At 41.7% G+C, this 15436-nt stretch carries 9 protein-coding genes; 8 read left to right on the forward strand and 1 reads right to left on the reverse strand.

What is annotated here, in order from left to right; all coding sequences use genetic code 11:
• Positions 1-64: 64 nt before the first annotated feature.
• Genes CS948_RS02525 through CS948_RS02560 form a run of 8 tightly spaced genes read left to right on the forward strand, consistent with a single transcriptional unit; the run spans position 65 to position 13979 of the window.
• On the forward strand, positions 65-3469 hold the full coding sequence (locus CS948_RS02525; protein WP_099290185.1) for a SusC/RagA family TonB-linked outer membrane protein: 3405 nt from the start codon (positions 65-67) through the stop codon (positions 3467-3469).
• Between the two features lie 11 nt (positions 3470-3480).
• Positions 3481-5058 (forward strand): RagB/SusD family nutrient uptake outer membrane protein, encoded by a 1578-nt coding sequence (locus tag CS948_RS02530; RefSeq protein ID WP_099290186.1) that lies wholly within the window; start codon positions 3481-3483, stop codon positions 5056-5058.
• A gap of 19 nt (positions 5059-5077) precedes the next feature.
• The gene (locus CS948_RS02535; RefSeq protein ID WP_099290187.1) at positions 5078-5833 is read left to right on the forward strand and encodes a DUF4843 domain-containing protein; all 756 of its coding nucleotides are present in this window, start codon (positions 5078-5080) and stop codon (positions 5831-5833) included.
• Positions 5834-5851: 18 nt separating this feature from the next.
• Positions 5852-7438 (forward strand): PKD-like family lipoprotein, encoded by a 1587-nt coding sequence (locus CS948_RS02540; RefSeq protein ID WP_099290188.1) that lies wholly within the window; start codon positions 5852-5854, stop codon positions 7436-7438.
• A gap of 36 nt (positions 7439-7474) precedes the next feature.
• Positions 7475-8410 (forward strand): ABC transporter ATP-binding protein, encoded by a 936-nt coding sequence (locus CS948_RS02545; protein WP_099290189.1) that lies wholly within the window; start codon positions 7475-7477, stop codon positions 8408-8410.
• Between the two features lies 1 nt (position 8411).
• Positions 8412-10724 (forward strand): Gldg family protein, encoded by a 2313-nt coding sequence (locus CS948_RS02550; RefSeq protein WP_099290190.1) that lies wholly within the window; start codon positions 8412-8414, stop codon positions 10722-10724.
• Between the two features lie 7 nt (positions 10725-10731).
• Positions 10732-11664, forward strand: a complete 933-nt coding sequence (locus CS948_RS02555) for an ABC transporter ATP-binding protein (RefSeq protein WP_099290191.1) — start codon at positions 10732-10734, stop codon at positions 11662-11664.
• Positions 11665-11678: 14 nt separating this feature from the next.
• On the forward strand, positions 11679-13979 hold the full coding sequence (locus CS948_RS02560) for a Gldg family protein (protein WP_099290192.1): 2301 nt from the start codon (positions 11679-11681) through the stop codon (positions 13977-13979).
• Between the two features lie 71 nt (positions 13980-14050).
• Here the strand turns inward: CS948_RS02560 and CS948_RS02565 are convergent, their stop codons facing one another.
• Complete coding sequence (locus CS948_RS02565) at positions 14051-15343, reverse strand: carboxymuconolactone decarboxylase family protein (RefSeq protein WP_176554880.1); 1293 nt, start codon at positions 15341-15343, stop codon at positions 14051-14053.
• Positions 15344-15436: the final 93 nt, after the last annotated feature.

The raw sequence follows: 15436 nt of genomic DNA on the forward strand, positions 1-15436 counted from the left end.
ATTCCCCTGTCACACGATAAGCCGGCAAGCTTATTCGATTGTTTAATTTTTACAACACAAATCTATGAAAAAAAGAGGTAAAATGTACACGCCTTTCAAAAAAAGGTGGTGTAAAAAAATGATTTTATTAATGAAACAGCTTTGTATCTTTTTGCTGGTGTTTAATTTCGGATTGAATGCCGCCGTTCATTCACAAAATCAACGGGTCACGGTTGATTTGAGGAATGCGGGAATCGAGGAGTTGATTACCGTTATCAAAAGTCAGTGCGACATGGGATTCTTGTATGATTATAACAAGATCAAAACGGTGAATAATATCACTGTAAAAATGCGGAATGCCTTGTTGTCCGAAGTCCTTGTAAACGCTTTGAGAGGTACCGGATTTATTGCGGAGATCGAGAATGACATGATTATTATCAAGGAGGCTCCCAAGGATGAGAAAAAGGAAGCCAAGACGATCATGGGAAAGGTCACGGATCATAAAAAAGAAGCACTTCCGGGAGTCACAGTGTTGATCAAAGGTACTTCAGTAGGTGTGGTGACGGATACGGCTGGAGTGTATAAAATCACGTTGCCGGATCAGAAAGACATCACGCTGGTATTCTCGTTTATAGGTATGATTTCCAAGGAAGTGAAGGTGACGAATCAGAAAGAGATTAACGTGATGATGGAAGAGGACGTGGAGGCTTTGGATGAAGTGGTCGTGACGGGGTACAACAATATCAGGAAATCGAGTTTCACGGGAAACGCGACTGCGGTGACAAGGAGTGAGTTAATGAAAACGAATAATAAGAATATTATCAGTGCGCTTCAGGTGTTTGATCCTTCTTTTCGTATCCGGGAAAATTCGATGTGGGGTTCAGACCCGAATGCTTTGCCTGAGTTTAATATTCGGGGTGAATCGAGTATCGGTATGAAGAAAGGGTTGGATGTAGAACAAATGAAACAAGAACAACATACCGATTTGAAGGATAACCCGAATCTCCCGATATTTATTATGGATGGTTTTGAAGTAGACGTGCAGAAAGTGTATGATATGGATATGAACCGGGTAGAGGGAATTACCATATTGAAAGATGCTGCGGCCACGGCAATGTATGGATCCCGTGCCGCGAATGGTGTTGTGGTTATCACGACAATCGCACCCAAACCGGGACAATTGATGGTGAGCTATAATGGAACATTCTCTTTAGATCTTCCGGATCTTTCTGATTATAATGTATGTAATGCCGCGGAGAAACTTGAATTGGAACGTTTGTGTGGGGTGTATAGTTCAGATAATGAGTCCCTTGCTGTGGATTACGAGATGAAATATAATGAGTTGTTGCAACAAGTGTTAAGAGGGTATGACACGGATTGGATGGCTCAACCTCTGCGGAATGTGTTTAATCATAAACACAGTGTATATGTCGAAGGAGGTGTTGAAAGCATTCGTTATGGGGTTGATTTGAAATATGAAACGAATGGGGGAGTGATGAAGGGGTCATATCGGGATCGCATGGGGGCAGGATTAACCTTGGATTATCGCTATAATAAATTGCAAATACGTAATTATGTTTCTTATAATTCAACCCGTTCTCAAAATTCTCCTTATGGAAATTTTAGTACCTACGTTGATATGTTGCCTTATTGGCGAATTCATGATGATGAGGGTAAACTGATACAATCGTACAGACCTCTATTAGGTCGTGATATTGCTAATCCGTTATACAGTGCTACATTAGATAGTTATAGTGGAAAGACCAGATATAACGAGTTGATAGACAATTTTAATATTAATTGGTATTTAGCGGAAGGATTGCAGTTTAAAGGACAGTTTAGTATCACGAAAACGGATACCAAAACAGAAACGTTTAAGGACCCTCGGGACCCGTATTTCGACACGCAAAGAGTATTTAATACTATTGACGAATTGGGACGACTGGATCGAGCTTTGACAGAAAGTTACAGTTGGACGGCAAAAGGTCTTTTTCTGTACAATCGTCAGTTTAAAAAACATTTTATTAATGCAACTGCCGGAATTGAAGCGGTGGAATCCCACTCTTCAACGAATAGTATGACTTTTGAGGGCTTTCCTATGGGAACGGTACATTCTTCCGAATTTGCCGCTCAGCAAAAGGACAAAACAAAACATGATGAAACGAACTCTCGTTTGTTCGGTTTATTGGCTAGTGTGAACTATTCTTATAATGATATTTATCTTTTTGACGGATCATGGCGTTTGGATGGTTCTTCTCAATTTGGTGCGGATAAGCGTTTTGCTCCTTTTTGGTCTGTGGGTGCCGGTATCAATATTCATAACTATGATTTCTTGAAAAACATGGGAATGATTACCTTGTTAAGGATTCGCGGATCATACGGAAGTACCGGTAAGGTGAATTTTCCTTCTTATACGGCAGTAACTACTTATTCAATGGATAGTGACGCGTGGTATTACACGGGACCTGCTTCTTATCTTTATTATTTAGGAAATGAGAAATTGAAGTGGGAAACGACTAACACTCTTGATGCCGGGATTGAATTCGGTTTATGGAATGGATTGTTGGACGTGAAGGTAAATTATTACCATAAGGAAACGGAAGATATGATTGATGAAACTTCAATACGCCAATCATCGGGTTTTGCAACTTATTATTCGAATGCGGGGACTGTTGTGAACAAAGGTGTGGAAGTTGATTTAAGAGCCACTCTATATAGGGATAAAGACTGGATGGTAACAGTTATCGGTAGTGTCGCATCCAATCGTAATGAAATAACTAAATTAGGTAAAGCGGCAGAGGCTTACAATAAGGCTTTGGATGAGAATTATAATGACCGGGCAGAAAGTGGTTATTATATCGGTTTACGGAGTGCTCCATTAAAAAGATACACGGTGGGGGCTTCTACAACAGCAATTTATGCCGTTCGTTCTGCCGGAATAGATCCGTCTAACGGTAAGGAAAAGTTTATTAAAAAGAACGGGACCAGTACCTATACATGGGATGCCAATGATCAGGTTGTTGTTGGCGACGAGACTCCGGATGCTCAAGGGGCTTTCGGGTTGAATGTATCTTATAAAGGATTTTTCCTGAATGCCTCTTTCCTTTTCCAATGGGGTGGACAGACTTATAATGAGACTTTGATTAATCGGGTTGAAAATGCCGATATTACAAATAAAAATGTGGATAAACGGGTATTGGCTGAACGTTGGAGCCAACCGGGAAACAGGGTGCCTTATTATGATATGAAAGCGAATCCTTATATTCGTCCGACTTCCCGTTTCGTGCAAGATTATAATTATTTGTCTTTTAATAGTCTGTCTATGGGATATGACTTCCCCACTAATTTGATTAGCAGGTGGCATTTGGCTTCTTTGGGAATACGTTTTAACGCGAATGATCTGGGACGTTGGTCAAGTGTGAAAGAGGAACGGGGAATCAGTTATCCTTATGCCAGAAATTATAGTTTAACCTTGAATGTCGGATTCTAAAAAATAAAGAGATGAAAACACGTATAAAATTATTATTATTCGCGACGGCTTTTATCCTGTCTTCTTGTGAAAGCTGGTTGGATTTGAAGCCTGTGACGCAAGCCACGGAAGAGCAAATCTTTAGTACGGCGGAAGGTTATCGTTCTACATTGAACGGATTGTACAAGAATATGGGAAAGTCATCGCTGTATGGAAAGAATCTGTCATTCGCGATGTTGGACGGTTTTTCTCAGCAATATGATCTTAGTCCTGAAAATAATGGGGTGGAAGAATTTCAAGCTTGTGGAGAGATGAATTACGGGCAGGTACAACTGGCAGCAAGTATCGAAAAAACTTGGATGGCTGCTTATAATGTTGTTGCCAATGCAAATAACCTGATTCAGAATTTAGTGGAAAATACAACTCCTGAATTATTTGAATTCGGGGCAATGGAGCGCAATATGATATTAGGAGAGGCTTACGCGTGCCGGGCATTGATGCATTTTGATATGTTACGATTGTTTGCTCCCGCTCCGATAAGCGATGACGGGGCAAATTATGTTCCTTATGTAGAGCAATATCCTAATATTCAACCAGCAGGAATGTCAGTAAAAGAGTGTATCAATAAGGTTATAACCGATTTGGAGCAAGCGAGAGAACTTGTGTTTGATTTTGATACGTCAGCACTCGCGATGAATGCCGTGTGTACGGGGGATGCCCGGTTTTATAATAAATTCCCGTCTTACACGGAATTAGGGAGTAAGCCTAGTGCGTTGACGGATTTTTTCAAGGGACGCGGCTATCGATTAAACTATTATTCGATAACGGCTTTGTTGGCTCGCGCGTACCAATACGCAGAGAGATATGATGATGCTTTTGAAGCAGCAGATGCGGTGTTGAAATTTAAATATGAAGCCAGCCAGTGGGATAAATTTACATTTTATGAATTCAAGACCACGGGTATAACGAACGGGACAGATAATAGGGCTGAGACCTTTGAAGGTAAGTCCAACCTGCGTCTGGTCGACAATCTGATATTTGCAGTGTATAACGCGAAAGCCTATGACGAATTGTGGTTAGGAACGTATTTCTTGAAAGAATCCACGGGAGCTGGGGCACAATATTTTGTTGTGCGGACAGATAATATTTTTAAATCTTCAAAAGGTAGCGATGAATCCGCCAACGACATTCGTTACTCGAAAATGATTTTCTTGGCACAAGACATATATCCCGTTTCCGGTAAATGGTTCTATCATGAAGATGAAGCGATGCGTAAAAAGAATGTGACGATACTTCCTGTTATCCGGGGCACAGAAATGCAATATATCATGGCGGAGTGCTATGCTCGAAAAGGAAATTGGACAGAGGCTGCTAATATTTTGAACGAGATTCGCAGAGCTAGAGGATGTTGGGATGATATCTCTTTTGATAAATGGGAAGATTTTGTGAAAGAGTTGGTTATTGACGCTCGTCGGGAATGGATTTCTGAAGGACAATTGTTCTATCTCTATAAACGATTGAACGCGGATGTCGATTTCGGAAAAGGCGTAAAACGTCCTTTCAAACGGCAGGAAGCTGTTGTTCCTATGCCGGCAAGCCAATCTATGTAAAATTTAAAAGTAAAATGAGATGAAAAAACAATATGTGATATTTATGTTACTGTTGGCTGTCGTGTTCGGGGCGTGTGACAGGAGAGAGATTGAAATATTTACTGATAAGAATGAAATTTATTTCGAGAAGTTCTATATCGATGAAGTGTATCCCGGCTTGGCGCAGGCTGATTCTACTGTAGCTTCTTTTTTCTTTTATCCCGATGGAACCAAGGATATTGAAGCAGCCTTGACCGTATTATTATCCGGGGATACGTTGAAAGAGAATCGAGAATTTCAATTGAAAGTGGTAGAGGAGGAAACTACGGCTAACCCGGAGGAATATACAATAGATCCGGCGTATGTTTTTCACACCAATACAGTGAACAAAGACTCTAATGATGTGCGTGATGTAATCAAGATAAAATTTCACCGGAGTGACCGGATTGAGTCCATGCCGAACGGAGTTACTTTGGTTGTTGAAATTATACCCAACGAGTATTTGAAATTGGGACAGATTGAACGGACTCGGGCTAAACTGATCTTGACAACAGCAACAGACAGACCAACATGGTGGAATAAAGAGGTCGTAAATAATTTGTTAGGAGTTTATTCCGATAAGAAGTATAAATTGTTTTTGAATGAGATTGATAAAAAAGCGGAGATGAGTGAGGAGTTAATCGCCGAGCGTCCCGATAGAGCTATTCAATTGACGCTGGAATTTAAAAATTGGCTATTGAATCAAGATCCGGAGATTCTGGATGAAGATGGAGAACCCATGAAAGTTGCTTTATAATTTTTAATTAGATGTCCTATGAGAACCAAATATATATACATAACATTATTTGTTGCATTGTTTATGGCTGGATGTTTTGAAGATGAGGGAAATTACACTTATCTGCCTGAATCATCTCCAACTTTTCTTTTTAAATACCCCAATAACATGTATTGTTACGAGGGAGAAACTACAATTATGAAAGGGGAATTCCGTTTTGATACGCCGGATTCGTTGGAGAGAATGGCTGATTTGAGTTTTGAATGGAAAGTGAATGGCGTGGTGTTATGTACGGAAAAAGATTTTAATGTTCCCACGGATGAAGCGATGGAAATGCTCGGGCTTACGGAATTTCCGTCATCACATTTACTCGGGAGTTATAGTATAACGGAAAATTCGACAGGATTAAAGTATATGACTACCGTGTTATATAATTTTATTCCTAGATATGGTAAAGGAAATTGGATGATTCTTTCTAAAGACGGAGGTAATTCAAAACTTTCTTACCAGCGGATGACGAAAAAGAATAACGGAAATAAAGTAGATACGACTTTTGAAAATACGATAGGGATTTATCGGATGATGAATGGAGAGCCGATACCCGGGAGTCCACGGAGATTATTAGATCATCACGCTCCTGCGCTATCTGCTTATTCCGGTGCCACGTTGATTCTTACGGATAAAGTCGCTTATGAGGTCAGTAATGAAAGCCTCAAGAAAGCAAGTGATTTGAAAGATGAGTTTCTGGATGGAACTCCGGTGAATTTTAGTATTGTTGATGCCTATTATACGAAGCAGCTGACTTTTTTGGTGGCAGAAGACGGTCGTCTTTTCCGTCGGTTATTTTCCGATAATTATTTAGGCGGGAAGTTTTTGACGGAACCGTATGAGGTGGATGCTAAGGGATATGAGATAGATTTTATTGCTAATGGTCAGACGGCAACGTGGACTTCCCATCGTTTAGTTTATGACAGAAAGAATCATAGAGTATTGTCAATTAATCAGTGGTATACTCCTTTGGGAGCGGTTTTCCCGATAACACCTGCCGGTACCGGACATAGCGTTCCTGTTTGGGATTTGGGTGAGGATGTAGAAGTCTTGGCTATCAGTGAAAAAGGAGAAGAATATTTAAGTCCTTATACTGCAAACTTGTTCAGGATGCTTTATAATAAAGCCGGTAAAACTTATATTGCTGATTTTGTTCTGGATAGTAATCCTCCAGCCTATTATGCCAGTGCACTGAATAATTCTTATATGAAAGAGGTGGAATGTCCGGTACAATTGACAAAAGCGAATAAAATTTTAATAACATCTGCCAATAGTCCGGGTAATTACGGAAAGTTTATTTTTTACACCAAGGATAATGAATTGCGCTATATTGATTGTGGAAGTAATTATCAAGAAGGTATATTTATGACTTTTGACGATAAGGTGACTGCGATACATTATGACTTATCTTCTTCTAGGCATAAAGAAGTCGGTGTCGGATTGGCTAACGGAGATTTTATGAGAGTGGATATTCGAGATAAAAATAAACCTTTTATAATTAAAAAATCGGTGTTTAACGTAGGAGGAGAAATTGTAGATGTTTCTCAAACTTCGACACGAGAGTATAATGCAGAATAGGAAACGTATTTGTATGTAAATCACTAATTGTATCGTATGGAAAATTCTATTGTAAGAGTGGAACATTTGTCCCACAGGTACTCTGTGCAGTGGGCTATCAAGGATATAAACTTTGAAATAGCTGAAAATGGGGTAGTTGGCTTGTTGGGTTCGAATGGAGCGGGGAAATCTACTACCATGAATATCATTTGCGGGGTATTGAATCAGACTGAAGGGAATGTGTTTATAAACGGAATTAATTTGAGGGAAGATTCGGTTGAAGCCAAAAAGTATATCGGTTTTTTACCCCAACAGCCGCCGTTGTACACGGACTTGACCGTGGGAGAATATTTAAAGCATTCGGCTTTTTTGCGGTTAATGCCTGCCGAGGAGGTACCCGGGGCTGTTGAGCGAGCTTTGGAACGTTGTGCCATTACCCATTTTCGGGATCGTTTGATAAAGAATTTATCGGGCGGTTACCAACAGCGGGTGGGGATCGCGCAAGCTATCGTGTACAATCCCAAGTTCGTGGTATTGGATGAGCCCACGAACGGGTTAGACCCGAATCAGATCGTGGATATCCGGAATTTAATCCGGGAGATTGCGGAGGATCATGCTGTTTTGTTATCCACGCATATTCTGTCGGAGGTGCAGGCTATTTGTGACGAGATCAAGATGATAGAACACGGGCGATTGGTATTTTCCGGCAGCATGGAAGATTTTGACAATTATATCGCTCCCGAGAGTTTTGTCATCAAACTCGGACGCTCTCCCGGTAAAGTTGTCTTGTCTTCTTTGTGTGAGAATAAAGGTATCGAGGAATTGGAACCGGGATGTTTCCGGATTTATTTTAAAGAAGATAGCGGGATCACGGAAAAATATATAGAAGCAAGTGAGGCGAATGATTGGGAATTAAGAGATTTGGTGGTAGAACGTTGTTCTTTGGATGAAATATTCGCGCAATTGTCAGGAAAAACAAAAAATATGGAGTAAGATGAAATGGAATAATAATATAAAGACTGCTATTCGCGTAGCGAAGATCGAGTTGAATTCGATGTTCTATTCCCCGGTGGCTTGGCTTGTTTTAGTGATATTCGGTTTTCAGATCGGGATGGCTTTTGCCCGGGTGTTTGGCGAGCAAATCCGATATCAGGATATGGGATATGATTTGTGGCAGGTTACTTCTGCCGTGTTCGTGGGGATGAAGGGTATATTACCTCCTATTCAAAGATATATTTATTTGTATATCCCGTTAATTACCATGGGATTGATGAGTCGGGAATACCAGAGTGGGTCGATCAAACTTTTGTATTCTTCCCCGGTAAAGAATGCTTCCATTATCATGGGGAAATTTTTATCGATGATGATATACGGTTTGGCATTAATGGCAGTGTTGGGTGTATTTGTGTTGTTTGCCGCGATTACCGTCGTGAACTTTGATTACCCGATGATACTTACCGGAATGCTGGGGTTGTATTTATTGATACTGGCTTATTCCGCGATAGGATTGTTTATGTCGTCAATTACCAAATATCAGGTGGTTGCGGCTATCGGAACATTAGCGATACTTGCAATTTTGAATTTTATAGGCGGTGTCGGACAGGAGTATGATTTCGTGCGTAATATCACGTATTGGTTATCTATCACCGGGCGTTCGGATTCATTTATCGAGGGGTTGATGGCAAGTGACGACGTGCTTTATTTCTTGATTGTCATCGGTTTCTTTCTCTCGTTGTCCATACTGAAATTGAACACGGAAAAGAGTATTATGTCTTTCAAGACAAAGGTGATGAAATACAGCGCTATTGTTGTGATGGCAATAGCCTTGGGGTACGTTTCCTCGCTTTCTTCGATGAAGTATTATTATGATGCGACGTACACGAAGTCAAACACGCTTTCCAAGGAAAGTCAGGACGTGCTTAAAAATTTGGAAGGAGATTTGACGATTACGACTTATGTCAATTTGTTGGACGAGAGTTTTTATTACGGTTTACCCCGTAACAGGAATAAGGATTTTGAACGGTTTGAAAAGTATTTCCGATTTAAGCCGGATATAAAAATGAAATACGTCTATTACTATGATAAGGCTAATAACCCGAGTCTGGAATGGAGGTACCCGAATAAGACGGACGACGAACGGGTTGATCTGTTATGCAAAGCGAACCGTTTGGATATAAAGATGTTTATGACGCCGGATGAGCTCAAGGAAGTGATTGACTTAAAACCGGAATTGAACAGGTTTCTCCGCATCGTGGAGCGGGAGAACGGGCAAAAGGCTTATTTAAGAATGTTCAATGATAATAATAAACATCCGGATGAGGCGGAGATTTCGGCTGCTTTGAAACGTTTTATTTCACCTTCACCGATGGTTGCTTTCTCCACGGGGTACGGTTCGCGGGAAATGGATAATTACGGGGGAAGAGGATTTTACCTGTTTGCCAAGGATAAGTGGTTCCGTCAATCGTTGTTGAACAATGGTTTCGACACGAAAACAATAGATTTGGATAAAGATGAAATTGACGATTCGATCCAAGTGTTGGTTATATCCGACCTGCGGGAACCATTGTCTGACGTGGCAATGAATAACGTTCAGAAATATATTGATAGAGGCGGGAATTTGTTTATTTTAGGTGAATATAACCGGGAAGTGAATATGAATAAACTGGTTGCGTCTTTAGGTGTTAAATTTGAAGAAGGCGTGGTGGTGAATAAAAATGAATACACTTCTCCGACGGTACTTGTCGGTTTCTTTACCCCGGAAGCGGCGAAGAAATATCCGACATACGAGAAATTGCAGAAATATGATTACGTGGTAGCCTTACCTACGGCACAAGCGATTGATTATTCCGGCGTTAAAGATTTTGAGGTGACTCCGGTATTGGTTTCAGATCAGGATGCTTGGATCGAGAAAGAAACAACGGATTTTGTTGACGGGGAGTTTGGGTATAACCCGGAAGCGGGAGAGAAAAAAGGAGTACATGCCGTGTTGGTCACGTTAAGCCGAAAGGTCGGTGATAAAGAACAGCGGATCGTGATTTCAGGGGATGCCGACGTGGTGGCTAACGAAGCGTTGACCTCTCAGTTCACGGGAATCAGTGCATCCAATTACAGTATTATCAATGGTTCATTTCGTTGGTTGTCGAATGAACAATTCCCTGTTGACACGAGAAGAGCGGATTATATAGATACCAGCCTGCGTCTTCCGAAAGGATGCCGTTCGTGGGTAAATTGGGGTAGCATGTGTGTTTTCCCTTTGCTTATCTGTATGTTAGGAATCGTGGTAATATTTCGTAGGAAACGGAAATAAATAAGTTATGGCAAATAAAATAGTTGAAGTGAAAGGTCTTTCACACCGTTATAGTGTGGATTGGGCTATCAGAGATATAAATTTCGAGATTGAAACGAAAGGAGTGTTTGGCTTGTTGGGCTCCAATGGAGCCGGTAAGTCCACGACCATGAATATCATATGCAATGTATTGACTCAGACGGAAGGAGATGTTTTTATCAACGGGGTAAATCTTCGGAAAGATCCGATTCAGGCGAAGAAGTTTATCGGGTTCTTACCCCAGAAAGCCCCTTTGCACATGGATATGACCGTTGATGAATACTTGTACCATTGTGCTGATATTCGTTTGATGCCGAAAACGGATATTCCGGCTGCAGTGGAACGGGCTAAAGAAAAATGTGGCATCACTCATTTCAGCAAAAGGGTGATTGGTAATCTTTCCGGGGGATACCAGCAACGCGTGGGGATAGCGCAAGCTATTATCCATGATCCGATGTTCGTGATTCTGGATGAACCCACGAACGGGTTGGATCCGAACCAGATCATGGAAATTCGCCATTTGATTCGGGGAATAGCGGAAGAACGGGCTGTATTGATTTCGACACATATACTTCCGGAAGTACAGGCAACATGTGATTATATCATGATGATTGAACATGGAAATACGGTATTTAAAGGAACGATAGAAGATTTTAATAACTACATGGAACCCAGTGTGCTATTGGTGATTATGCACAATGCCCCCAAAGAAGATGCCGATTTTTTAAGTATAGAAGGCATGGAGCGGGTGGAGCGATTGACACGAACCCGTATCCGTTTACACTTCACGGATGGGGATACCGCTATTGTCGGGAGAGTTGTAAATAAAGCGATTAGCAATAACTGGCATCTGCGAGAGATATCTTTGGAAAAAGAGTCTTTGGATAAAGTATTCGCTAAATTATCTGGAAAATCATTCTAAAAGAATTTATATTGATGAGGACAATAACAAGAATAATGAAGACAGAACTGAGAGTTCTGTTCTTTTCCCCGATAGCTTGGATGGTACTGATTGTTTTTGCTTTTCAAGCAGGATTGGCTTATTGTGATGAATATGCTAATCAGTTGCGTGATCTGGCGATGGGATACAGACCTTATTATTTGACGAGGTCTTTATTGGCAGGGTATGGTGGGGTATTTACACAAATGTTGAATTATCTCTACTTGTATATCCCACTTTTAACGATGGGATTAATGAGCCGGGAGTTGAGCAGCGGTTCTATCAAACTGCTTTATTCATCTCCGGTTTCAAACTTGCAGATTGTATTGGGAAAATATCTCTCGATTGTAGTTTACGGTTTGATTTTGGTATGTATATTGTTGATTCCCTTGTTCTTCACGGTATTCACGATAAAGGACCCGGATATTCCGTTAATGTTCACGGCTTTGTTAGGTGTGTTTCTTACGGTATGCGCTTATGGGGCTATCGGTTTATTTATGTCCACGATCACGAAATACCAAGTTGTAGCGGCAATCGGGACTTTGGCGGTACTAGCCGTGTTGAATTTTATCGGCGGTGTTGGGCAAAATATTGACTTCGTGCGGGATTTGACTTATTGGTTGTCCATTTCCGGTCGCTCGAAGATATTTTTGGAAGGTATGATTTGTAGCCGGGATATTTTTTATTTCGTGTTGGTTATTTTCATGTTTTTGGCATTCACGTTCATTAAATTGCAAGGGGAACGGTTGAAGAGGACCGTGTGGCGGACGTCCGGTAGTTACTTGTTTGTTTTCGCTATGGTGTTATTGGCAGGATATGGTTCTTCACGTCCTCAAATGATGGTTTATTACGATGCAACGGCGACGAAATTGAATACCCTTACAGAGAATAGTCAGGAGATAGTGAAACAACTGGACGGGGGGCTGACCTTGACGACATACGTGAATTTATTGGATGATACTTGGTACAACGGTGCTCCGGATTCTAAAAATTACGATATGGAGCGTTTCGAGAACTACGTGCGCTTCAAACCCGAGATGAAAATCAATTACGTGTATTATTACGGGAAAGGTACAAACCAGCACTATGACAAGGTGTACAAAGATTTGTCCGTGGAAGAACGAATGAAAAAAGTATGCGAGGGATACGATTATAACCCGGAAATGTTCATTTCTGCGGAGGAGGTGCAGAAAATGGATGATATCTCGGAAGAAAACGGACGTTTTGTTCGGGTTTTCAAACGGGATAACGGTCAAAAAGCATTTTTGCGTATCTATAATGATATGTATGTCCATCCCTTCGAGAGTGAGATCACGGCGGCATTAAAAACGTTGGTCGGCAAATCACCTCTGGTAGCGTTTGTCAAGGGACATGGGGAACGTGAATGTAATGATTACGGGGATCGGGGATATGCCGCTTTTGCCAAGAATCCGACGTTCCGGAGTGCACTGATCAATCAAGGTTATCAAGTTCGGGAATTGATGCTTGGGGAGCCCGTTCCGGATAACGTGGATGTATTGGTTCTTGCCGATATGAAATCAGCTTTTACCCCGGAAGAACAAGCGAATTATGATGCTTATGTGGAGCGGGGTGGTAATTTGATTGTGTTAGGGGAACCGAAACGCCAGACATTCATGAATCCCGTGGTGGAGAAGTTGGGATTGCGTTTTTCTGATGGAATTCTGGTAGCTCCGTCCAAAGAATATTTAGATGATATTATTGCCGTGAATGTCATGGAGGGAGCGTTAAAAGCTTCGCCCTATTTTATGGATATGATAAGACGGGGATATACCGTAATAACCCCTTCGGCGTGTGCCGTTCAAGTGGTGGATGGGAACAAAGGTTTTGAAATTTCGGAAGTGTTGGCAACTTCTCCCCGGGGCTCTTGGCTTGAGTATGAAACAACGGATTTTGTGAATGAAACTTCCAAATTGAATCCGGAAAAAGGAGAAGTCGAGCAATCCAATTCGGTCATGCTATATTTGACACGGGATATACCGGATAAACCGCAGCAACGGATATTCGTGCTCGGTGATGCCGATTGCTTGTCCACGAAAGAATTATCAACCCAACGGGCTGGATTGAACGGTGCGAATTTTAGCATGATCACGGAAATGTTCCGCAGCCTCTCTTATGGGGAATATCCGATAGAAACTGCTCGGGTGCGTCCACCGGATGATAATGTCAACATCCCGCAGGATTCAATGTTCTGGCTTCAGCTATTTTTTATTTGGTTGATTCCGCTTTCCATTCTGGCGTGGTGCATCATGTTCTTGATCGGGAGAAAGAGAAAATAATTTTAAATCCCATTACTTGCAATTGAAGTAATGGGATTTTTTAATTATCATGTGTTTAATGCGTGGAGTTATCAAATCTCTTTTATAATATGTATCGCATTCAGTGCCAGAGGAAAACCGATATATGGCAGGCATTGAATTATGGCAGCGATGAGGGTTTCCTTGTTGTTTCCCGCTTTAAGGTTGCCTTGCGCGTGCGATTCGATTTGCCGTTCTGCACCGAGGGTTGCCAAGATGCAGAGGGATAATAATTCACGAGTTTTAATATCCAGCCCGCTCCGGGTGTAAAAGTCGCCGAAACACATTTCCGTGAGGAGGCGGGGAAGAGTGTCATTCATTCCGGCGGGGAGAGTTTTCAACGCTTCTTTCATTTTTTCGCCGTAGAGCGCGTGTTGGATTTCTTTCCCTTTCTCGAATCGTTTTTCCTCTTTCACGGTTTCTTGGGATTCCAACGGTAGGGCGATACCACGTTCTTTGAATACCTCGTTGATCGTGCCAAGTGCGTTCAGTGTTTTCGGGAAACCGATAAACGGGGCGCACAAGTAAACTAATTCCCGCAATTCAACGGGAGTTACTCCTGCGTTCAAGGCTGCCCCGGCGTGGGCTTTCAGTTGTGGCAACGTCTGCATCGCGGTTAATGTAATGCAGGTGATCATCTCGCGTGTTTTCATGTCCAGATTGCCGGTGCGGAAAATATCCCCGAAGATGAACTTCTGGAGAATATCCATCATTTCCGGATCCGAACCTTGTCCGGTTAATGCTTCTCCGCCGAACAAGGTGGTATAATTCTTTTTACATAATTCGATTCTATCCGTATCTTTTTCATTTTTAGGCGTTTCTTGCGCGAAAGTAGAAATCGCTTCCGAGTATTCCTCGTCAGTCACTTCGCCCATCCATTCCGTGTTGTTCTCGCTGACTCTGGGCGTAATTCCGATATGCGTGAAGCGGCTGTCCGGGGCGGCTCCATGCCAGTGAATCGTGTTGGCGGGGATATTCACCACGTCGCCGGGTTGTAAGCGTCGTGCCGGTTTACCTTTTTCTTGGTAGTAACCGATGCCTTCCGTGCAAAGCAAAATCTGACCTATCGTGTGCGAATGCCAGTAATTGCGTGTTCCCGGGGCAAAAGTGACATTGTACACGTTACACTCGTACTCCGGTTGACCGGATAGGTATTGCAACCAAGCTTCCCCGGTGAAATTTGCCGTAACGGGTGTGCCTAAACCTAGCACCGGCTCCGTTTTCTTTGTAGATGCTTCCATCGTTAATTTGTTTTGATTATTATTTTTACTGTAAGTGCCATTCTTGCATGAATTTGTAAATGTCATGACCATGCAAACCATTATTAAAACGAAATTCTTTCTCATGTGTATTTTGTTTTAGGTTAAAATTTCAGTTTAATTCTATCCGGTTTCTTTATTACAAAGATATTTCACCTCGTGTGATAGGATGGTATATGG

The sequence above is a fragment of the Butyricimonas sp. Marseille-P3923 genome (assembly GCF_900184685.1).
Lineage (GTDB): Bacteria > Bacteroidota > Bacteroidia > Bacteroidales > Marinifilaceae > Butyricimonas > Butyricimonas muris.